A 20510-nucleotide genomic window follows, 5' to 3' on the forward strand; every position below is an offset into this window, starting at 1 on the left:
GCTCATTCCCGATCCACACCAAGTCGCGCGCGAATCCTGCGATACACAAAGAAAAACAGGATGCCGGCGACGATGCCAGACGTCGCGTCCGACACCGGCTCGGCGATGAAGATGCCGTCCACGCCGATCCAGTGCGGCAGCGCGATCGCGAGCGGCACGAGCAGAATGACCTTGCGCAGGATGGCAAGGAAAATCGCCGGTTTCGCCTGCCCCATGCCGACAAGCGAGCACTGCACGCCCATCTGGATGCCGAACACGCCCCAGCCGCACACGAAAATCGGCATCATTCGCGTGACAATCCCGATCACGTCCGGCTTGTCGGTGAACCAGCCGGCGAAGAATCCGGGGAACGCGGCGAGCAGCGACACGAGCGCCGTCGCTGACACGATCTGCGTGAGGAACGCCATGCGGATCGCCTGCCGCACACGGTTCATGTCGCGCGCGCCGAAATTGTAACCGATGATCGGCTGGATGCCCTGCTGAAAACCGGCGGTGAGCACGCTGACGATCTGCATGAGCGACGTGATGATGGTGATCGACGTGACGTAGTCGTCGCCGCCGTAGCGTTGCAGGCCGACGTTAAACACCACGTTGATCAGACATTCGGTGATCTGCATGATGAACGGCGCAAGTCCCAGCGCCACGGCCGGCAGGATCAGCCGGTTGAAACGGATGTTGGACAGGCGCAGGCGGATCGCGCTGCGTCCGGACGACAGGAACCAGACGATCCATATGGTGGAGATCATCTGGGCGATCACGTTCGCGGCGGCCGCACCGCGAACGCCCCAGCCGAACGCGAAGATGAACAGCGGGTCGAGGGCTATACTCACGCCGGTGCCGATGAGCACTGACACCATGGCGACCGTGGTCTTGCCTTGCGCGGAGATGAAATTGTTGAGGCCGAGCGTGAGCTGGACGAACAGCGTGCCGGCAAGGTAGACGGTGATGAAGTCGACGGCGTAGCCGAGTGTCGCCTCGCTGGCGCCGAATGCGACGAGAATCGGCCGTTTCGCCAGTTGCAGCATGACGGTGAGCGCGACGGCGAGGGCGATGAGGAACGCCGTACTGGTGCCGAGGATGCGTTCGGCTTTTCTGAAATTGCCGCGGCCGAGTTCGATGGACGCGCGCGGCGCGCCGCCGGCGCCGACGAGCGACGCGAACGCGGAGACGGCCAGCAGGATCGGGAAGCAGATGCCGACGCCGGTCATGGCCTCGTTGCCGACGTGCGGGATATGCCCGATGAACAATCGGTCGATGATCGTGTATGACGCGTTCGCGCCCTGTGCGACGATGGTCGGCACGGACATGGCGAGTGCGAGTCGTGGCACCGGCGTCGTGCCGAGTCCGGCGTCCGGCGCGTTCGTTCTTGTCGTCATGGGTTCCTCGTTCGGATCTTTTGCTGTTTTCGGGGACGGTTCCTATGGGCCCCGCGACGATACGATGGCGATTGCGCGAAAGGACGCCGAACGGCGTTCGATCAGCGTTCCAATGTCACCGATTCGGGCACGGACACGCCGTGGTCGCGGAAGATCTGTACGGCGGCCATGTAGTCGTCCGTCTCGGCTTGCGGATCGGACAGCGCACGATGGGCGGCATCGCCGGCCGCGGACTCGGCGTCGGGGAACAGCAGTGCGACGATCCTCGCTCGAATCGCCGTCTTGGCATCGTCCGTACCATCCGGCGTTTCCGCCGCGCCAGAAGCGGCATCCGACAGGACGTTCCGCAACGGTTCCAGCCCGCCCTTGGTCGCCTCGTCGATGTCGTCAAGCTGATCGTACAAGGCATACAGCCATGCACGGCGTGCGGCATCATCCGTGCCGGACAGGTGCTCCCGCGTGCGTTGCGCCAGTTCGTCGGCTGGGACTGCGGGCGTTTTTGCCGGATCGCGGTGTTCTCGATTGTCGGCGATGTCGCCCATGAGATGTTGGATCGTGATCTCGTCCTGCAGGATCGCGGACGCGGCGAATGCGTCGGCGATCGCGTCCGCGTCGACGAACTTGCCGCCCTCCGACTGGAAGCGCACGCGTTTCGGCTCGTTATAGTAGTGCGTCATGCCGTATGTCGCGTATTGCGGGAACTCGTCCTGCAGCTGCCTGACCGCATCGGCGACCTTGCGCATGTCAGCGAGCGGCTGGTGCACGGCGATCATCGCCAATGCCGTTTTGGCGTCGCGCAACGCCAGCGGCCTGCCGATCTTTACCGTATTCGGCGCGTCATGCGCGAACAAATGCTCCACCAGATCGATGAACCCCATTGTCGTTCCTTTCCGGATATCACCAAACTGCCGCATGACAGCATAGTCGCCTTGCTCCGGAACGTGCGGAGGATGTTCGGAAAAACGATCCGGGCTACGCCTGCTGGCCGAATGCCTCCTTGGTTTTGGCGGCGAGCTGGCCGCAGGCGCCGTCGATGTCCTGGCCACGCGTGTCGCGCAGCGTCGCGGTGATGCCGGCCGCGTGCAGAATGTCGAGGAAGCGCTTCTCGTCCTCCGGCTTGGAGGCGGTCCAACGGGAGCCTTCGATTGGGTTGAGCGGGATCGGGTTGACGTGCACCCAGTCGTCGCCGTAGTGGTTGAGTCGCTTGGCGAGCAGCTTAGCATGCTCGGCCTGGTCGTTGATGCCGCGCATGAGTGCGTATTCGATGCTGACGCGTCGCTTGGTGGCCAGATAGTAGTCATGCGCGGCGTCCAGCACCTGCGTGGTGTTGAATCGCTTGTTCATCGGCACGAGCTCGTCGCGCAACTCGTCGCTGGGCGCGTGCAGCGAGACGGCGAGGCGCACTGGGATGCCTTCGGCGGTGAGCTTCTTGATGCCGGGAACCACGCCCACAGTGGACACGGTGATGTTGCGCGCGGAAATGCCGAAGCCCTCCGGCGGCATGGCGCTGATCTGGCGCACGGCGGACAGTACGGAGTTGTAGTTACCCATCGGCTCACCCATGCCCATGAACACGATGTTGCTCAGTCGCCCCGGTCCGCCCGCGACTTCGCCGTCGCGCATCATGCGGGCGGCGACGCGCACCTGTTCGAGGATTTCGCCAGCCGACATGTTGCGGGTGAGGCCCAGCTTGCCGGTGGCGCAGAACGGGCATCCCATGCCGCAGCCGACTTGGCTGGAGATGCACAGTGTGGTGCGGGTCGGATAGCGCATGAGCACGGATTCGATGTGCGAGCCGTCGAACAGACGCCAGAGCGTTTTGATGGTCATGCCGTTGTCGGCCACCTGCCGGGTGACCTCGTGGATGAGTTCGGGGAAGAACGCCTGTGCGGCCTCGGCGCGCTTGGCGGCCGGAAAGTCGGTGAATTCGGCGGCGTTGACGTCGAAATGCCCGTAGTAGTGGTTGGCGAGCTGCTTGACACGGAATTTCGGCAGGCCTAGTTCGGCGGCCTTGGCGATGCGCTGTTCGGGCGTCATGTCGGCGAAGTGCAGCGGCGGCTTGCCGCGGCGCGCATGGTCCTTGGACAGCACGTCGCGGAACGCGCCGGTGGTACCGCCCGGCGTGATGCCGGTTTCTGGGGTTTCGAAAGTCTCGGTATGTTCGGTCATCTCACGTCCAATACTGCGATCATGGTTGTTGACAACGACAATGCTGCGGTGCGGCGGTAGCTGCTGATCCGGCCGCATGGCGCGGTCACAGGCCGGTGGCCCACAGCAGCAGGCAGGTGAACGGCGCGGACAGCAGGATCGAGTCGATGCGGTCCATCACGCCGCCGTGACCCTTGAGCAGGTGGCCCATGTCCTTGATGCCGATGTCGCGCTTAAGCATGGAAGCGCACAGGTCGCCAAACGTGCCTACGACGCCGATCATCACGCCGGCCACGACGGGTACCCACCAGCGGGTCGCCCACAGGGAAGCGTCGTACGTGCAGGCGAACACGGCGAACGCGCCGGCCATCGCGAACAGCATGGAGCCGACGAGTCCTTCTACGGATTTCTTCGGCGAAATGCGCGGGGACAGTTTGTGCCTGCCCAGCCAGGCGCCGGCGAACAGGCCGCCAGTGTCGCTCAGGGCCGGCAGGAAGACGAGCATGATGGCGTGCGCGACCGGATGTCCGTTGAACGTGAGCGGAATGATCAGGCACGATCCGAGCAGCGGAATGTACAGCACGGTGAACAGCGAGACGGCGACGTGGCTGAGTCTGCTGTGATGCTGCTCCCCGCCCTCGTGGTTGAAGGACGATTCGAGTCGCGCGCCCGCGTCGGTGTGTGCGAGCTTGGCAGCGACGGCGGTCGACAGCCGGTTGCCGACGCTCATTTTGGCGCTGGCCGCGACGGCGACCAGCACGGCGGACGCCGTGATGCACATGGCCATGGCGACGATGTGCCGAGGCGCGAGATACGTAGCCACGAGCGTGACCGTCGAGCACAGCCACAGCATGATGACGGGAATGTGCAGTCCGGCCGTGGCGAAGTCGACGCGCAGCTCCCACAGGGCAAGCACCATGAACACGACGATGAGCGCGACGAACAAATCGATACTGACCAGCAGGCAGGCGAGGATGATTGCGATGAGCACCACCGCCGTGCCGATGGCCTGGGGCATGTTGCGACCAGTCTTCTTGTTGATCGCGTCGATGGCCTCCTCGGCCTCTTTTTCACGCTGTTCTCGGCTTTCCATCGCGGTCCTCCATCGCTTGATCCGTGTTCCGGCACCGCGGTCGTCGCGGGGAATCGGATCATGCCGTGCCGGGCGGGATCTTGTGCGGCGGCCCGTCCGGTACGACACGATCCGAACGAAGGGGAAGGGAGGTCAGACCTCCATGATCTCCTTCTGCTTGGTTTCGAGCAGGGCGTCGAGCTCGTCGGTGACCTGCTTGGTGACCTTGTCGAGATCCTTGAGCAGACGATCGCCCTCGTCCTCGCCCATGTCGCCGTCCTTGACGGACTTGTCGATCGTTTCCTTGGTCTTGCGGCGGATGTTGCGCACGGCGACCTTGCCCTCCTCGGACTTGGTCTTGGCGAGCTTGACGTACTCCTTGCGGCGTTCCTCGGTGAGTTCCGGCATGGTCAGTCGGATCACGTTGCCGTCGCGGCGCGGGGAGGCACCGAGATCGGAGTCGCGCAGCGCCTTCTCGACGGCGTTGGCCTGGGACGGGTCGAACGGGGTGACGGACAGGGTACGCGGCTCCGGAACGCCGATGGTGGCGACGGACTTGAGCGGCATGGTCATGCCGTAGGACTCGACGGTGATGCCGTTGAGCAGAGCCGGGTTGGCGCGGCCTGTGCGGATGCCGGAGAAGTTCTCCTTGGTGTTTTCGACGGTCTTCTTCATCTGGTCCTTGGCCTGTTCGACGAGGTTAGCCATGATTGCTCCTTTGGTTGGTTTGGTTTGCTGGTGGATGCTTCGTTGGATGCGAGGCCGGCCGCCTGCCGGCTATTCGGCGAGCGTGGACTCGGCGTCGGAGACGAGCGTGCCGATCTTGTCGCCGAGCAGGGCGCTGGTCACGTTGCCCTCGCCTTCGAGTCCGAACACGCGGATGCACTGCTTGTTGTCTCGGGCCATCGACAGCGCGGAGGCGTCCATAACGGCCAGGTTGTCGACGAGCGCGCGATTGTAGTCGAGCGTGGCGAAGCGCTTGGCGTCCGCATGCTTGCGCGGGTCGGCGGTGTACACGCCGTCCACGCCGTTCTTGCCCATGAGCACCTCGTCGCAGTGGATTTCGAGCGAACGCTGGATGGACACGGTATCGGTGGAGAAGTAAGGCATGCCCGCACCGGCCCCGAAGATGACGACGCGGCCCTTCTCGAGGTGGCGGATGGCCTTGAGCGGAATGTACGGCTCGGCGACCTGGCCCATAGTGATGGCGGTCTGCACGCGGGTGGCCTGGCCTTCCTGCTCGAGGAAGTCCTGCAGGGCGAGGCAGTTCATCACCGTGCCGAGCATGCCCATGTAGTCGCCGCGGGAGCGGTCGATGCCGGCCTGCTGCAGTTCGGCGCCACGGAAGAAGTTGCCGCCGCCGGTCACGATGGCGACCTGCACGCCCTGCTGAACGGCGGGCACGATCTCTTCGGCGATGCGACGCACCACATGCGTGTCGATGCCGACCTTGCCACCGCCGAACGCTTCGCCGGACAGTTTGAGCAGCACTCTGCGAGGCTTGTTTTCTCCAGTCATACACAGCCTTTCCTTGCGAGCGGTGCGGCCTGACATTGCCGCGAAACCGCAAAATTTACCGTCTATCAGCCTATCTGCAAACGACGACAGTGGCGTGACGGACACGCGCCGCACCGGCAGGATGCATCGTCCCGCCGCATCGTGGACGGATCCTAGCCGGATCATGAAAGCACGGCAGCCGAAACGGCGGCCGATTCGGCGTATTCGACCACCGCGTCGGTCACGTCGCACAGATACGTCATGGACGTGCGCCAGTCGCCCGGAATCTCGATCGAATGGTTCGCTCCGGGGTATTCGTGGATCAGACTGCTCAGCCGGCGCGCACGGGACGGTTCGTACAGCGGGTCCGCGGTGCCCGCGCAGATCAGCGGCTTCGGAGCGTCGTTGTCGTGCCAGTCGTCGTCGCCGGGCACCGGGATGACCGAACGCGCCGGGTCGAAGTCAGCCGGGGAGAACACCGGGGTCAGTAGGGCCATGGGCAGGCCGAGATCGGCCACATGAGGCTGGATGAACGTAGACAGCGACTTGCCCACGACTAGCGTGCGCGGCGCGTCTGTCTCGCCGGCATCGGCGCGCACCTGTTCCAGCCAACGATCCACTGCATCGTCGAGCATCGCGAAAATCCGCTTGGCGGGCGTCTTGGACAGGTCGGCGTTCACGTCGAGCCGGTCCGCGTACCAGCCGTTTTCGATCAGCGCGGTCGCCGCATAGTACAGCAGCGGGCGATCGCAGTTGTATCCCGTGCCGGGCATGAGCAGCACGCGTTTCGTCGCCTGCCGCGGCGTCGTGCGGTTTTTGCGCCATGCGCTCATCCGGCAGGTCGGTGTGACGCCGCCCGCTCCCATCGTCGTTTCGATCATGCTTCGTCCTCTCTGTTCGCGGTTTCGCCTCGCGCGCTCCGCGTCGTAAGCCACCACACACTATAGTGCGCGATGCCGCGCGCGGTCGCACGGCGCGCGCCACGCCCTGTGAACGCAAAAAGGGACCGCACCCGCAATGGATGCGATCCCTCACATGATCGGTGTTCGATCAACGTCGGTCGGCGTGCCGGCGGCACGCCATCGTCACGGGCGATGCGCCCGATGGCTCACTCGGCGTCTTCTTCGCCCTTGCCGACCTCAATGCGCGCGAAAGCGGTGGCCTTACCACCGACTTCCTCGAACAGCTTGCCGACAGTCTTGGACGGGTCCTTGACGAACGGCTGCTCGAGCAGGACGACTTCCTTGTAGAAGGCGTTCAGACGGCCCTCGACGATCTTCGGAACGATCTTCTCCGGCTTGCCCTCGGCCAGGGACTTCTCGGTGGCCACGCGGCGCTCGGACTCGACGACCTCGGCCGGGACGTCCTCGCGGGTCAGCCACTTGGCACCCATGGCGGAGATCTGCAGGGCGGCCTCGTGGGCCACGGCGGCGCCGGCCTTGTCGGTGGCGATCATGGCGACGATGCTCGGCGGCATCTCGACGGACTTCTTGTGCGCGTAGATCTCGACGTGCTCGCCGGAGATCTTGGCGAACTGGCCGACCTTGACGTGCTCGCCGAACAGGGCGGCGGCCTCTTCGATGGCGACCTTGACGGTGCCGTCCTCGGCGTTGGCCTCGAGCAGTTCGGCGGCGCTGTTGGCGTCGGCGGCCACGGCGTAGCCGAGCACGGTGTCGGCGAACTCGACGAACTTCGGGGTCTTGGCCACAAAGTCGGTTTCGGAGTTCAGCTCGACGGCGTAGCCGGTCTCACCGTTCGCGGTCTCGACGACCTTGGAGGCGATGGTGCCTTCCTGGGCCTTGCGGCCCTCGCGCTTGCCGGCGGCCTGGATGCCCTTGGCGCGGATGATCTCCTTGGCGCGGGCGACGTCGCCTTCGGCCTCGGTCAGGGCCTTCTTGACGTCCATCATGCCGGCGCCGGTGTCTTCGCGCACCTGCTTGATCAGAGCTGCAGTGATTGCTGCCATTGGTTTGTCTCCTCTAAATCGATGATTCCCATATATGAATGGGAGGCGATGCCGCCTCCCATCATAACGGATACTCAGGCCTGGGCTTCGCCCTCGGCTTCAGCGGCGGCGGGAGCGGCTTCGGCCGGGGCGGCCTGCTCGGCGTTGCCCTCGGTCAGCAGTTCCTTCTCCCAAGCGGCCATCGGCTGCTCAGTCTCGCCCTCGGCCTTGGCGGCCTTGCCGGAACGCTCCAGCAGGCCCTCGGCCACGGCGTCGGCCATGAGGCTGGTCAGCAGCTCGATGCCGCGGATGGCGTCGTCATTGGCCGGGATCGGGTACTCGACAGCTTCCGGATCCGCGTTGGTGTCGACGAGGGCCACGACCGGGATGCCCAGCTTGTGGGCTTCCTCGACGGCCAGGGCTTCCTTGTTGATGTCGACGACGAACATCGCGGACGGGGTGCGGTTCATGTTGCGGATACCGCCCAGCTGCTTGTTGAGCTTGTCCTTCTCGCGCTCGAGCAGCAGCAGTTCCTTCTTGGTCAGGCCGGAGCCGTGCACGTCGGAGAAGTCCATCTCCTCAAGTTCCTTGAGGCGGTTGACGCGCTTGGACACGGTCTGGAAGTTGGTCAGCATGCCGCCGAGCCAACGCTCGGAGACATACGGCATGTTCACGCGGGTGGCCTGGGCGGTCACGGCTTCCTGGGCCTGCTTCTTGGTGCCAACGAACAGGACGGTGCCGTTGTGAGCAACGGTGGTCTTGATGAAGTCGTAGGCCTTGTCGATCATTTCGAGCGACTTGAACAGGTTGATGATATGGATGCCGTTGCGCTGGGTGAGGATGAACTGCTTCATCTTCGGGTTCCAACGACGGGTCTGGTGACCGAAGTGGAGGCCGGCCTTGAGCATTTCGCTCATCGTGATCTGTGCCATGATGCACTTACCTTTCTGTCGGTTATTGCCTGGCCATGCGCGCCCGAGTGCAGCCCCGGCCCTGGTTACAGGGCGTTGGCCGACCGACACGGGCCGTCGCGGACATGGCGCGATGTGGTGTGTGCCGGTTGACAATATCTGGTGGCTCCGGCCGTCTGCGACTACGGTCTTCGCCGGGGTGGCACACAAGTTTTCAGAATATGGCATGGCCTATACAAAAACGCCCGGCACTCCCCCTGGCGGGAAAGCCGGACGGTTCCGCGGGCGCAAGCCCGGGCTGCGGCCTACTTGGCCGCGTGGGCACGCATGTATCGGAGCGCTTCGCGACGCTCCTCCTTCTCCAGGCGGTCAAGGTACACATGCCCGTCGAGGTGGTCGCATTCGTGCTGCAGCATGCGTCCCATCAGGCCGCTGCCCTCGAGCACCACCTCGTTGCCGTCCAGATCGATGCCGCGCACGCGCGCGTAGTCGGCGCGACGCGTCTTGTACCACAGGCCAGGCACCGACAGGCAGCCCTCGTCGCCGTACTGTTCGCCGCTCTTCTCTTCCATCACGGGGTTAAGGATGTAGCCGATCTTGCCTTCGATGTTGTACGAGAACGCGCGCAGGCTCACGCCGATCTGATTGGCCGACAGGCCGGCGCGCCCCGGGTCGTCCACAGTTTCGAGCAGGTCCTCGACGAGCCGACGCACGGCCGGGGTGATGGACTTGATCTCGTCGCACGGGGTGCGCAGCACGGGGTCGGGCACGACCCTGATCTCACGGATTGCCAACGTTACTTCTCCTCGTTGTCGTTGCTGTCGTTCGTCTTGTCTTCAGCCGACACGCCGTCGGCTGGCGCCTCGTCCGCGTCCGCGTCGCCAGCGGATTCGGCCGATTGCCGGCGGATCCTGTCCTGCATGGTGTCCAGAGCTTCACGAACTTTCTTCGGAGCCGTTTCGGACACCTGCTTGACGTTCTCCGAGGCCTGCTTGACGCTTTCGGACGCCTGCTTGACTGTTTCCGTGGTCCTGTCGAGCAGCTGCACGGTCTTCGGCAGCGGACGGTTCGGCGACTTGGAAGTGTAGATCACGTTCTCGATCACGTCGGCGTACCGCTGCAGCACCTTGGGGCGCACGACTTTCAGGCTCGCCGTCAATGTGCCCTTGTCCTGGCTGAATTCCTCGTCGAGAATGGCGAACTTGCGGACGGACTCGGCGCGGGACACGTTGGAGTTCGCCTGGTCGACGTACTGCTGCACGTACGCACGGACCGCATCGGACTGAGCGACTTCGGCCATCGGCATGTTCGGGTCGAGGCCCTGCGAGGCGAGCCACGACCGGGTCATCTCCGGGTCGAGTTCGATGAGCGCGGAGACAAACGGCTTGCCGTCGCCGACCACGACCGCGTGCGACACGATCGGGCAGGTGCCGATCGTGTCCTCCATCGGGGCAGGGCTGATGTTCTTGCCGCCGGCGGTGATGATGATGTCCTTCTTGCGACCGGTGATGTAGATGAACCCGTCGTCGTCGATCGTCGCGAGATCGCCGGTGTGCAGCCAGCCGTCCGGTTCGAGGACCTCTTTGGTGAGCTCGGGCTGCTTGTAGTAGCCGAGAAACACGCTTTCGCCGCGGATGAGCAGCTCGTCGTCATCCGCGAGCTTCACCTCGGCGCAACCAGGGTGCCCGACGGAGCCGACGCGGTTGGAATCCTGGAAGTTGACCATGCACGGCGCGGCCGTTTCGGTCATGCCGTAGCCCTGGATGAACGTGATGCCGTCAAGGCCGTTGAAGAAGTGCGCGAGGTCGACGTTCAGCGGGGCGCCGCCGCAGGCGAGATACTTGAGGTTGGGACCGAGCGCGGAACGGATGGACGCGCCCACCGTCTTCATGAAGAACGCGTGTTCGATACGGGCCGACAGCGGGTGGCGGCCCGTATCCTGCTCGTCCTTCGACCACTGCACGAAATGCTTCACGGCCCGCGCGAACACGCGGCCCTGGATGCCGTTACCGGCCTTCTGCGAGGCGGCGTTGTACACCTTTTCGAACACGCGCGGCACGCCGAGCAGATAGGTGGGCTTGAAGCCGCGCAGGTCGGACAGCAGGTGCTTGGCGCCTGGAATGTAACCGACCACGCCGTGAGAGCCGACCGCCACATACTGGATGTAGCGGGCGAAGCAGTGCGCCAGCGGCAGGAACAGCAGCAGGCGGCTCGGCTGGTAGAGCATGTCGTTGAGCACCTCGTAGCCGTTGAGCACGGTGTGCGTGAAGTTGCGGTGCGAGAGCATCGCGCCCTTCGGCTTGCCAGTGGAGCCGGACGTGTACACGATCGTGGCCATGTCGTCGGCCTTGACGCGTGCGATGGCGCGATCCAGCTCCTCGTCCGCGACAGCTTCACCAAAGTCCGCCACGGCGTCGAGGCCGGCAGCCTTGAAGTTGAACACGTACTTGAGGTTCTCGCGGCCGGCGCGGATCTGGTCGAGCGTGAGCGCGTGGTCGTAGTCGCCGGCGAACGCGATGATCGGATCCACGTCAGCGACGATGTTCGCCGCCTGCTTGGGCGAGTCGGTTTCGTAGATCGGCACGCTGACCGCACCGATGGCGGCGCACGCGAAGTCGACGACGCCCCACTCGTAGCAAGTGGCCGAATAGATGACGACCATGCTGCCGGGCTTGACGCCCAGGCCCATCAGGCCCTTGGCGACCTGACGGACACGCTCGTTCATCTGGCCGGCGGTCACGTCGTGCCATTGGCGCGTCCCGTCGTCCTGCCATTGGGCGATCAGGTCGTCGGGGTCTCGGGCGACGCGGTGCGCCAGCAGCGAATATATGGTGTCCTCTTCCGTCGTCGGACGGATCGTTTTCACGGAGTATTCACGCAACATACCAGCTATGATAGCGCCGGCACGCCGCCATCGCGCGCGCCGCGTCTAGCCCACGTCGACCATCACGCACATCCATCGACTGCCGATTCGCCGCAGGATCACGTTCACCCAGTGATGTTCCGTGCCGATGGTCAGATGCGAGTGCATTTCGAGCTTGTCCGGCCTGACCAGCATGCCGTTGAGCGACTGCGGCACGACCGGCAGCGTGCCCATGCGGTGCCCGCGCAGCGGATGCTCCATCGCGTCGCGCCGCAGGATAATCGCCATGTTGTCAAGCTTGCGCAGTGCCTGTCCGGTGACGCTGCGTTGCAACCGCTCGAGCGGAAGCCGATCACGCACCGCGTCCGTGGCCATGCAGGAAATGCGGCAGGACGACATCGCCAGCGCACGGCACTGCACCGAGTCCACCTCTCCGACGAAGCACCGCGCGATGCGGTACGGCACCGGCCGGTTCGACGATTCCAGACGGAGGAGCCCCTCCTCCGCGGGTATGGGATCGCGCCTCCACGGTCGAAACGTCGTATCCTCCATGATCCACCTTCTCTCTGTGAGATGCCTCCGGCGTGCGCCGCCCGCTGCCTCGCGGGACGTGGACGCGCAGCCGGGGCGCCTGATTCGGCGCCTTGCACCACTCCAACATACGAAACAGGCCCCCGTCAATGGACGAAGGCCCGAATGTGGATATGTTGATGAATGTGGATAACTCGAAAATACCCGCTCAACCGTTGCAATCAGCGGCCGTACGGGGTGACGACCACGTTGCAGCGCTGGAAGTTCTTCACGTCCACATAGCCGGTGGAGGCCATGGCGCGTCGTAGTGCGCCGATGTAATTCACCTGGCCGTCGGCCTGGTGGCTCGGCCCGAACAGGATCTGTTCAAGAGAGCCGACCGTGCCCACGTTCGTGCGGAAGCCGCGCGGCAGCGTCTGATGACGGGCCTCGGACCCCCAGTGCATGCCACGGCCCGGAGCTTCGGTGGCACGGGCGAGCGGCGCGCCGAGCATCACCGCGTCGGCGCCCATGGCGAGCGCCTTGACGAAGCTGCCAGAGTCGCCCATGCCGCCGTCGGCGATGACCTGCACGTAGCGGCCGCCGGATTCGTCCATGTAGTCGCGGCGGGCTTCGGCCACGTCGGCGATGGCGGTGGCCATCGGCGCATGCACGCCGATCGTCTTGCGCGTCGCGGACACAGCTCCGCCGCCGAAGCCAACGAGCACGCCGGCCGCGCCGGTGCGCATCAGGTGCAGGGCCGCCGTGTAGTTGGCCGCACCGCCGACGATCACCGGCACGTCGAGGTCGTAGATGAACTTCTTGAGGTTCAGCGGCTCATGGTCGCGGCTGACGTGCTCGGCGGACACGACGGTGCCGCGGATCACGAACAGGTCGACGCCCGCGTCGACGACGGTCGAGTAGAACTGCTGGGTGCGCTGCGGGGACAGCGCGCCGGCTACGGTGACGCCCGCGTCGCGGATCTCATGCAGGCGGGCGGTGATCAGCTCGGGCTTGACCGGTTCGGCGTAGATCTGCTGGATACGGGTCGTGGCCTTGTCCGCGGGCAGGCCGGCGATCTCCTCGAACAGGGGTTCGGGGTTCTCGTAGCGGGTCCACAGGCCTTCGAGGTCGAGCACGCCGAGCGCACCCATCTTGCCCATCGCGATGGCGGTGGCGGGACTGGTGACCGAATCCATCGGCGCGCCGATGACCGGCACGTCGAACTCATAGGCGTCCACCTGCCACGAAGTGGAGACGTCCTCGGGGTCGCGCGTGCGACGGGAGGGGACGATGGCGACGTCGTCCAGCGAGTAGGCCAGACGGCCCTTCTTGCCCAAACCGATTTCAATTTCCTGAGACATGGTTGTAAGGCTAATGCCGGCTCGTGACAGTCCGCGTTTCGGATACGGCGCCCGCCCGCGTTACAAACATGCGCTAAGACTTGACCCATATTCCAATCACCCAAGGAGACAGCATGGCCAAAATCAAGGTCGAAGGCAAGGTCGTCGAACTCGACGGCGACGAGATGACGCGCGTCATCTGGAAGGACATCAAGGATCGTCTGATCCTGCCCTATCTGGACGTGGATCTCGACTATTACGATCTGGGCATCGAGAACCGCGATGCGACCGACGACCAGGTCACTGTTGACGCGGCGCATGCGATCCAGCGCGAGCACGTCGGCGTCAAGTGCGCCACGATCACGCCGGACGAGGCGCGCGTCAAGGAGTTCGGCCTCAAGAAGATGTGGAAGTCGCCGAACGGCACGATCCGCAACATCCTGGGCGGCACGATCTTCCGCGAGCCGATCGTCATGAGCAACGTGCCGCGTCTGGTGCCGGGCTGGACGAAGCCGATCGTCGTGGCCCGCCACGCGTTCGGCGACCAGTACAAGGCGACTGACTTCAAGGTTCCGGGCGCCGGGCGCCTGACCGTCACGTTCACGCCGGAGGATGGCTCCGAGCCGATCCAGCACGTCGTCTACGACTACGGCCCGGACGGCGGCGTGGCGCAGGTGCAGTACAACGTGAACGATTCGATCCGCGGCTTCGCGCGCGCGTGCTTCAACTACGGCTTGATGCGCCACTACCCCGTGTACCTGTCCACGAAGAACACGATTTTGAAGGCGTACGACGGCCAGTTCAAGGACATCTTCGCCGAAGTGTACGAGACGGAGTACAAGGATCGTTTCGAGGCCGAAGGCCTTACGTACGAGCACCGTCTGATCGACGACATGGTGGCCAGCTCGCTCAAGTGGCACGGCGGCTATATCTGGGCGTGCAAGAACTATGACGGCGATGTGCAGTCCGATTCGGTGGCGCAGGGCTTCGGCTCGCTGGGCCTGATGACCTCGGTGCTTATGACCCCGGACGGGCAGACCGTCGAGGCCGAGGCCGCGCACGGCACGGTGACGCGCCACTATCGCCGTTGGCAGAAGGGCGAGAAGACGTCGACGAATCCGATCGCCTCGATCTTCGCGTGGACGGGCGGGCTCAAGCACCGCGCCGACCTTGACGGCACGCCCGAGGTGCGCCACTTCGCCGAAACACTCGAAAAGGTGATCGTGGACACGGTCGAGGGAGGCCAGATGACCAAGGATCTCGCCATGCTCATCGGCCCCGACCAGCCGTGGCTCGACACGGACGGTTTCATGAACGCGCTCGACGAGAATCTCGCCAAGGCCCTCGCCTGACGACTCTCCTCGCCCATCCCCCGCGAGCTGATGATGATGGCCCGCCCGTGTCCTCGATCCGACGGACATGGGCGGGCCATCATCGTATCCGCCGTCCATGGTTCGCCGTGAGCCGCCCGAAGTTCGACGGCAGACAGTCCATCGACTAGAATCATCGGCGAATACGCACCTGCGCGAACCATCCAATCGACGGAGGATCTGACCATGGCTTTTCGGGACACACTCATCGCGCGCCGCCTGACCGCGCTGCTGGTCACGGTCGGCATGACGCTGTCCCTCGCCGCCTGCACCGCGCAGCCATCATCGGACAGTGATGCCACCGAGACGCACGATACCGGCAGCGTCGCCATCTTCACTCCATCCGACGGCATCACGCTGTCCGGCGACACACCGATCAACAAGTGGACGAAATTCGTTCCGGCGCTGACCGGCGCGCTCAAACAGGCTGGCGTCGCCAAAAAACGCATTTCGGCGACCGCGTCGGACAGCCTCGACAAGCAGAGCCGCGACGTGCAGGACTACGTCGTCGACCACGTGTCGGCGACCGCGTCATCCGACAATAACGCGGCAACGACCATCGTCATCGCGCCCGTGACCTCCCCCGACGACACGGTGCGGCAGTACGGCGACTACGTCGACCAGCCGGCCGGTGCGTCGAACAGCGGAACATCATCCAGCACGTCGGACGCAGACGACGACCAGACAGTGCAGGACGCCGCGGCTCGGCTCAAGTCCGCGCTGACGCTCGCCCGCGAAAACGGCATGCACGTGGTCATGCTGTCCGGCACGCTGGATGGCTTCCGACCGGACGTATACGTGCGCATGTCCACCGCGGAGGAGATCGGCCGCATCCAGGCCAGCAAGATGGTCGACAAGCTCGAACTGGCGAAGGCCAGCACCGACAATCCGAAGAACATCGAAATACTGCTGCCCTGCACTCCCGCTGACGGCGACACTGGCGACGGCGACGACACCTGCGCAGACGACGGAAACAGAGCGGAATTCGCGTCCGAGGCGTTCCGCGGGGCATGGTCCGTCCTGCAGCCATACTTCAAGTCCGGACAGGCAGTCAGCCCGTCCGGCACGCTCGACGCGGCCACCACGGCGGACGACTGGCAGACAGTCGCGTTCGCGTCCGGCAAGGACGACGCGGTGGCTGGGGAACTACGCGAACGGCTCGGCGCGAACGGCAAGGGCAAGCCCTCCACTCATACGCGCATCGACGGCATTCTCGCCATGAACGACCACACGGCCGCGCTCGCGGCCAAGGAGCTCGACGAACTGGGGTATACGGGATCCGCAGCCGACATTAACCCGTCGATCACCATTTCCGGCATCGTGGAAAACATCACCGGCAAGAAGGACCTGCAGCGCGACAAGGTGCCTGATCCGATCAAGGCGCCCGAGGACCAGGACGGTGAATCGGACGCGGACGAACAGAAGGCCGCCGACGAGGTCAACTCGCGTTGGCCGATCATCACCGGATACGGCGCCTACGTGGACTCCATGCCGCTGATCGTCTCCGGACAGCAGTGGATGACCGCGCTTGAGGATCGTGCGACGCTCGCGCAAAACACCGCCACGGTCTGCGTCCGGCTCAACGCCGGCAAAGCGGTGAACCGGAACACGCTGTCGTTCGTCTCCCCGGGCAAGGTCAATGGCGTCAACGTGCCCACGGTCAGCGCGGAGCTGCTTGCCGTAAGCGCGTCCAATCTCAAGGCCGCGCTCATCGATCCCGGATACATCACGCTGGCGGAGGCCGGGCTGTAAGGCGGCTGTTCGACCTTTTTTCGCCCCGATTCCGCCGATTGTGGATAACACGACGGTTTTTCCACATGGAGTTATCCACAACACGCCGAGAGATCGAGTCTGCGCCCACAATGCCCGGATGCGCTTGTGGACCGCGTCCGGTTCTGTTGCACTGGACGCATGGATACCACACGCAACATGTCATCGACGGATCTCCGGTACGCGGCCGGCGCTCCGGAGGAGTGCGCAACCTGCGCATCCGTCATCGCCAACGCCGCGACGCCGGGGTCCCCGGGCGACGCAGTCGGCTCGGCGTTCGACGATCTGGCTCTCCGGTTCTCCGACATCGGATTGTCTCCCAAACAGCTCGGCGCACTGGGCGAACGCTACGCCGCCGCTTGGCTGGAGCGGCGCGGCTGCACGATTCTCGACCGCAACTGGCGATCGCGATACGGCGAACTCGACGTGATCGCCATGACGCCGGAGCGCGTCATCCTGTTCGTCGAGGTCAAAACGCGACGCACCGCACGCTACGGCACACCGCAGGAAGCCGTGACCGCACGCAAGCGGCTTGCCCTGCGCCGAGCCGGCGTGCAATGGCTGTTGCAACCGGAACGGCGCGTCGCGCATCGGGGTGTCCGGTTCGACGTGATCGCGATTACCGCGCCACCTGACGGCCTGCCATCCGTCAACCACATCCGGGAGGCGTTCTGATGGCTATCGGCAGCGCATTATCGGTCGGCCTGCTCGGCCTCAAGGCATTCATCGTCCAGATTCAGGCGTTCATCTCCCCCGGATTGCCGTATTTCAGCGTGATCGGACTGCCGGACACGTCGTTGAGCGAATCGCGCGAGCGAGTCAAGTCCGCCTGTCAGGCGAGCGGTTTTCATTGGCCAGAAACACGCGTCACCGTGAACCTGTCCCCCGCGTCCATGCCCAAACACGGCTCCTCGCACGATCTGGCGATCGCGGCGAGCGTGCTGAGCGCGTCCGGGGCGATACCGCACGACTGTCTGGCGGAGACGATCGTGCTGGGCGAAGTGAATCTCGACGGCACAGTGCTGCCCATCCACGGTCTGCTGCCGATTCTGCTCCATGCCCGCGAGCGCGGCGTGCGGCGGCTGGTCGTGCCGAAAGCCAATGAGGACGAGGTGGCACTGATCGACGGGCTGGAGGTGACGTGCGTACGGCATGTCGGCGAACTGATCGAGCTGATGGGTGGGCGGGCGCGCTATGAGCTGCCGGACGGCGCTGCGGCGGCCGAGACGGCGCGGGCGGAGCCGTTCACGCCGCCGCCGGCGGGCGACATGAGCGAGGTGGTGGGCCAGCGCATGACGAAGTGGGCGTTGAAGGTCGCAGCGGCCGGTGGTCATCATCTGCTGATGACCGGTCCTCCGGGCTCAGGCAAGACGATGCTGGCCTCGCGCATGCCCGGAATCATGTGCCCGTTGAACGCGACGGAACAGCTGGAGGTCGCGTCCATTCGCTCGTTGTGCGGGGTATTGCCCGGATACGGTATTTCCGACGTGCCGCCGTTCGAGGCGCCGCATCATACGTCGTCAACGGCCGCTCTGGTGGGCGGCGGCAGCGGGATCGCGACGCCGGGCGCGATCACGCGGGCGCATCGCGGCGTGCTGTTCATGGACGAGGCACCGGAGTTCGCGTCGCGCACGTTGCAGACGCTGCGCGAGCCGTTGGAATCGGGGTACGTCGCGTTGTCCCGTTCGAAGGGGTCGACGTATTATCCGGCGCGGTTCCAGTTGGTGATGGCGGCGAATCCGTGCCCGTGCGGGTTCGCGTACGGTAACGGCGAGCGCTGCACGTGCCGGGAGCGGGATCGCGTACGGTATTTTTCCCGTTTGTCGGGGCCGATTCTCGACCGCATCGACATTCAGGTGGAGGTGCCGCCGGTAGAGCGCATCGTTGGGCGCGGCGGTGACGGAGAGGCGGGCGAGACGAGCCGTGACATGCGGCGGTCGGTGGTGCTCGCCCGGCTGACGGCGCGGGAGCGGTTTGCGCGGCAGGGCTGGTCGTGCAATGCGCAGGCGTCGGGCGAGTGGTTGCATGCGCACACGTCGGCGAAGGCGTTGGCGTTGGTGAATCGGGCGTTGGAATCGCAGCGGCTGAGTTTGCGCGGTGCGGATCGGGCGATGCGTTTGGCGTGGACGCTGTCCGATCTGGCGGGGCGCACGTCTCCGGGATACGAGGAGATGAACCAGGGCATCATGCTGCGCACGAGGGTGTCATGAACGGCCGGGCTGGCGCTGGCTTGGCGCTTGATGACGATACGCTGGCGCGTGCCGTGCTCACGTGTTGCGTGGATGGCGCGGATGCGATCATGTTCGCGACGATCAAGGGCGCCGAGAGCGGCGCGCGCGAGGTGCTGTCGGTGCTGATCGGATCGTTGCCGGACGCACACGGTACAACGGATGGGTTTGCGTCGACGGTGTCCTCCGACGCAGCCCGATCGGCGTTGGAGGAGTGGTTCGCCCGCGGTCTGATCCGTTGGGGACGCAAGCCGACGCAGTCGACGCTGGCCGCGTTTCGCGTCGCCGCGGATGGGTGGCGGCGACGCTTGAACCGGCTTCCCACGTTGGACGCCGCGAATCTTGCCGAAATGCTCACCGGCAATGGCGAACGGTGGATCATTGGGCCGGGGCATCCCTGTTGGCCGGAGAGGCTTGCCGACCTGTCAATCCGCAAGGATTGGGCGGCACCCCTATGCCTGTGGGGGTTGGGCGACCCGCGTGCGCTGGCCAGTTGCGCCAGGCCGGTCGCCGTGGTGGGATCGCGCGGGGCGAACGAGTATGGGCGTTCCGTCGCGCGCGAGATCGGCCGCCGGGCTGCGGCGGATGGTCATTTGGTGGTTTCTGGCGGGGCGATGGGTGCGGATGCGGCCGCGCATTGGGGTGCGCTCGCCCCATTGGACGAGGGGTACGAGCCGGCGGCCACGGGGCGAACCGTCGCCGTGTTCGCCGGTGGCCTCAACCATGTGGGACCGCACTGCAACCGGCCGTTGTTCGAACGGATCGTCGCGTGCGGCGGCGCCTTGGTGAGCGAGCTCAGCCCGGACACGGTTCCCGAAGCCCGCCGTTTTCTGCTGCGCAACCGGATCATCGCCGCGTTAGCGTCCACGGTGGTCGTTGTACAGGCTCGTCTTCGATCGGGCGCGCTCAACACGGCGAATTGGGCGGCCGAACTCGGGCGCGAAGTGTATGCGGTTCCCGGCGACATCGACGCACCGCACAATGCGGGATGCAACCGGATCATCCACGACAATCAGGCGATTCTGTTCCCGTCGGCCCGCAACATCGGCGAATACTGTCATCCTCCGCACATGCCGGACATGACGGACATGCCGATCGTACAGGTTCCTCCCGCGATCGGAACCGGCACGGAGAACGCCACCGCTCCGGCCGATGCGCCGCCGTCGCAACCGCCGCCGTCGCCATCATCGCGGCAGCAGTCAGCGCCGGATACGGACACTGCGGTGAACGGAAGCGAGACCGCGGCAACGGCCGATTCCGAACCGTCCGGCTACGCTGCGGTGCGCAGGGCCGTGCTCCGCTGCCGGCGGGCGCGCATCCCACCTACTGTCGAAGCGGTCGCCGCACATATGGACGGTGGCCCGGAGCTCGCCGAAGTTCTGGCGCTGCTCGGCGATCTGGAACTCAACGGCGCGATCGACATGCGGAACGGCCTGGTATCCGTCGCTTCACGATAAGCCGGGCGGGATGGTCGTGC

Annotated in this window: 18 protein-coding genes; 5 read left to right on the top strand and 13 right to left on the bottom strand. The window is 65.1% G+C overall.

The window, feature by feature from the left end; genetic code table 11:
- Positions 1-2 precede the first annotated feature (2 nt).
- From BBIA_RS07650 to BBIA_RS07710, 13 genes are all read right to left on the bottom strand, one after another.
- Positions 3-1376, bottom strand: coding sequence for an MATE family efflux transporter (locus BBIA_RS07650; protein WP_033492190.1), 1374 nt, complete (start codon positions 1374-1376; stop codon positions 3-5).
- Positions 1377-1477: 101 nt separating this feature from the next.
- Entirely contained in the window at positions 1478-2254 is a 777-nt protein-coding gene (locus BBIA_RS07655; RefSeq protein ID WP_033492188.1) for a hypothetical protein, read from the bottom strand.
- Positions 2255-2348: 94 nt separating this feature from the next.
- Positions 2349-3545 carry a dual-specificity RNA methyltransferase RlmN gene (gene rlmN, locus BBIA_RS07660; protein WP_033492186.1) on the bottom strand — a complete coding sequence of 399 codons (1197 nt, stop codon included), beginning with the start codon at positions 3543-3545 and terminating at the stop codon, positions 2349-2351.
- Between the two features lie 85 nt (positions 3546-3630).
- Positions 3631-4617: a phosphatidate cytidylyltransferase gene (locus BBIA_RS07665; RefSeq protein WP_033492184.1), complete on the bottom strand. Its 987-nt coding sequence runs from the start codon at positions 4615-4617 to the stop codon at positions 3631-3633.
- Positions 4618-4749: 132 nt separating this feature from the next.
- On the bottom strand, positions 4750-5304 hold the full coding sequence (frr, locus tag BBIA_RS07670) for a ribosome recycling factor (protein WP_033492182.1): 555 nt from the start codon (positions 5302-5304) through the stop codon (positions 4750-4752).
- A gap of 69 nt (positions 5305-5373) precedes the next feature.
- Positions 5374-6114: a UMP kinase gene (pyrH, locus tag BBIA_RS07675; RefSeq protein WP_033492180.1), complete on the bottom strand. Its 741-nt coding sequence runs from the start codon at positions 6112-6114 to the stop codon at positions 5374-5376.
- Between the two features lie 161 nt (positions 6115-6275).
- Positions 6276-6974 (bottom strand): alpha/beta fold hydrolase, encoded by a 699-nt coding sequence (locus BBIA_RS07680; protein WP_238548468.1) that lies wholly within the window; start codon positions 6972-6974, stop codon positions 6276-6278.
- A 227-nt stretch (positions 6975-7201) separates the two neighbouring features.
- Positions 7202-8059 (bottom strand): translation elongation factor Ts, encoded by an 858-nt coding sequence (tsf, locus tag BBIA_RS07685; RefSeq protein ID WP_033492178.1) that lies wholly within the window; start codon positions 8057-8059, stop codon positions 7202-7204.
- Positions 8060-8133: 74 nt separating this feature from the next.
- Positions 8134-8970 (bottom strand): 30S ribosomal protein S2, encoded by an 837-nt coding sequence (gene rpsB, locus BBIA_RS07690; RefSeq protein WP_033492176.1) that lies wholly within the window; start codon positions 8968-8970, stop codon positions 8134-8136.
- Positions 8971-9254: 284 nt separating this feature from the next.
- Positions 9255-9743 carry a peptide deformylase gene (def, locus tag BBIA_RS07695; RefSeq protein ID WP_033492174.1) on the bottom strand — a complete coding sequence of 163 codons (489 nt, stop codon included), beginning with the start codon at positions 9741-9743 and terminating at the stop codon, positions 9255-9257.
- Positions 9744-9745: 2 nt separating this feature from the next.
- A complete protein-coding gene (locus BBIA_RS07700; protein WP_033492172.1) occupies positions 9746-11833 on the bottom strand; it encodes an AMP-dependent synthetase/ligase in 2088 nt (695 codons plus the stop codon).
- Between the two features lie 45 nt (positions 11834-11878).
- Positions 11879-12364, bottom strand: a complete 486-nt coding sequence (locus BBIA_RS07705; protein WP_033492171.1) for a hypothetical protein — start codon at positions 12362-12364, stop codon at positions 11879-11881.
- Positions 12365-12564: 200 nt separating this feature from the next.
- Complete coding sequence (locus tag BBIA_RS07710) at positions 12565-13686, bottom strand: GuaB3 family IMP dehydrogenase-related protein (protein WP_033492169.1); 1122 nt, start codon at positions 13684-13686, stop codon at positions 12565-12567.
- 113 nt (positions 13687-13799) lie between these two features.
- On the opposite strand from BBIA_RS07710, the gene BBIA_RS07715 reads away from it, so the two are divergent.
- From BBIA_RS07715 to BBIA_RS07735, 5 genes are all read left to right on the top strand, one after another.
- Positions 13800-15017: an NADP-dependent isocitrate dehydrogenase gene (locus tag BBIA_RS07715; RefSeq protein WP_033492167.1), complete on the top strand. Its 1218-nt coding sequence runs from the start codon at positions 13800-13802 to the stop codon at positions 15015-15017.
- A gap of 204 nt (positions 15018-15221) precedes the next feature.
- Positions 15222-16787, top strand: a complete 1566-nt coding sequence (locus tag BBIA_RS07720; RefSeq protein WP_033492165.1) for a substrate-binding domain-containing protein — start codon at positions 15222-15224, stop codon at positions 16785-16787.
- 177 nt (positions 16788-16964) lie between these two features.
- Positions 16965-17480 (top strand): YraN family protein, encoded by a 516-nt coding sequence (locus BBIA_RS07725; protein WP_081892155.1) that lies wholly within the window; start codon positions 16965-16967, stop codon positions 17478-17480.
- Positions 17480-19015, top strand: a complete 1536-nt coding sequence (locus BBIA_RS07730) for a YifB family Mg chelatase-like AAA ATPase (RefSeq protein WP_035138225.1) — start codon at positions 17480-17482, stop codon at positions 19013-19015. The genes BBIA_RS07725 and BBIA_RS07730 overlap by 1 nt, the downstream gene beginning before the upstream one ends.
- Positions 19012-20490: a DNA-processing protein DprA gene (locus tag BBIA_RS07735; protein ID WP_033492116.1), complete on the top strand. Its 1479-nt coding sequence runs from the start codon at positions 19012-19014 to the stop codon at positions 20488-20490. Before BBIA_RS07730 ends, BBIA_RS07735 begins: the two co-directional genes overlap by 4 nt.
- Positions 20491-20510 lie beyond the last annotated feature (20 nt).

The organism is Bifidobacterium biavatii DSM 23969 (assembly GCF_000741165.1).
Taxonomy (GTDB): Bacteria; Actinomycetota; Actinomycetes; order Actinomycetales; family Bifidobacteriaceae; genus Bifidobacterium; species Bifidobacterium biavatii.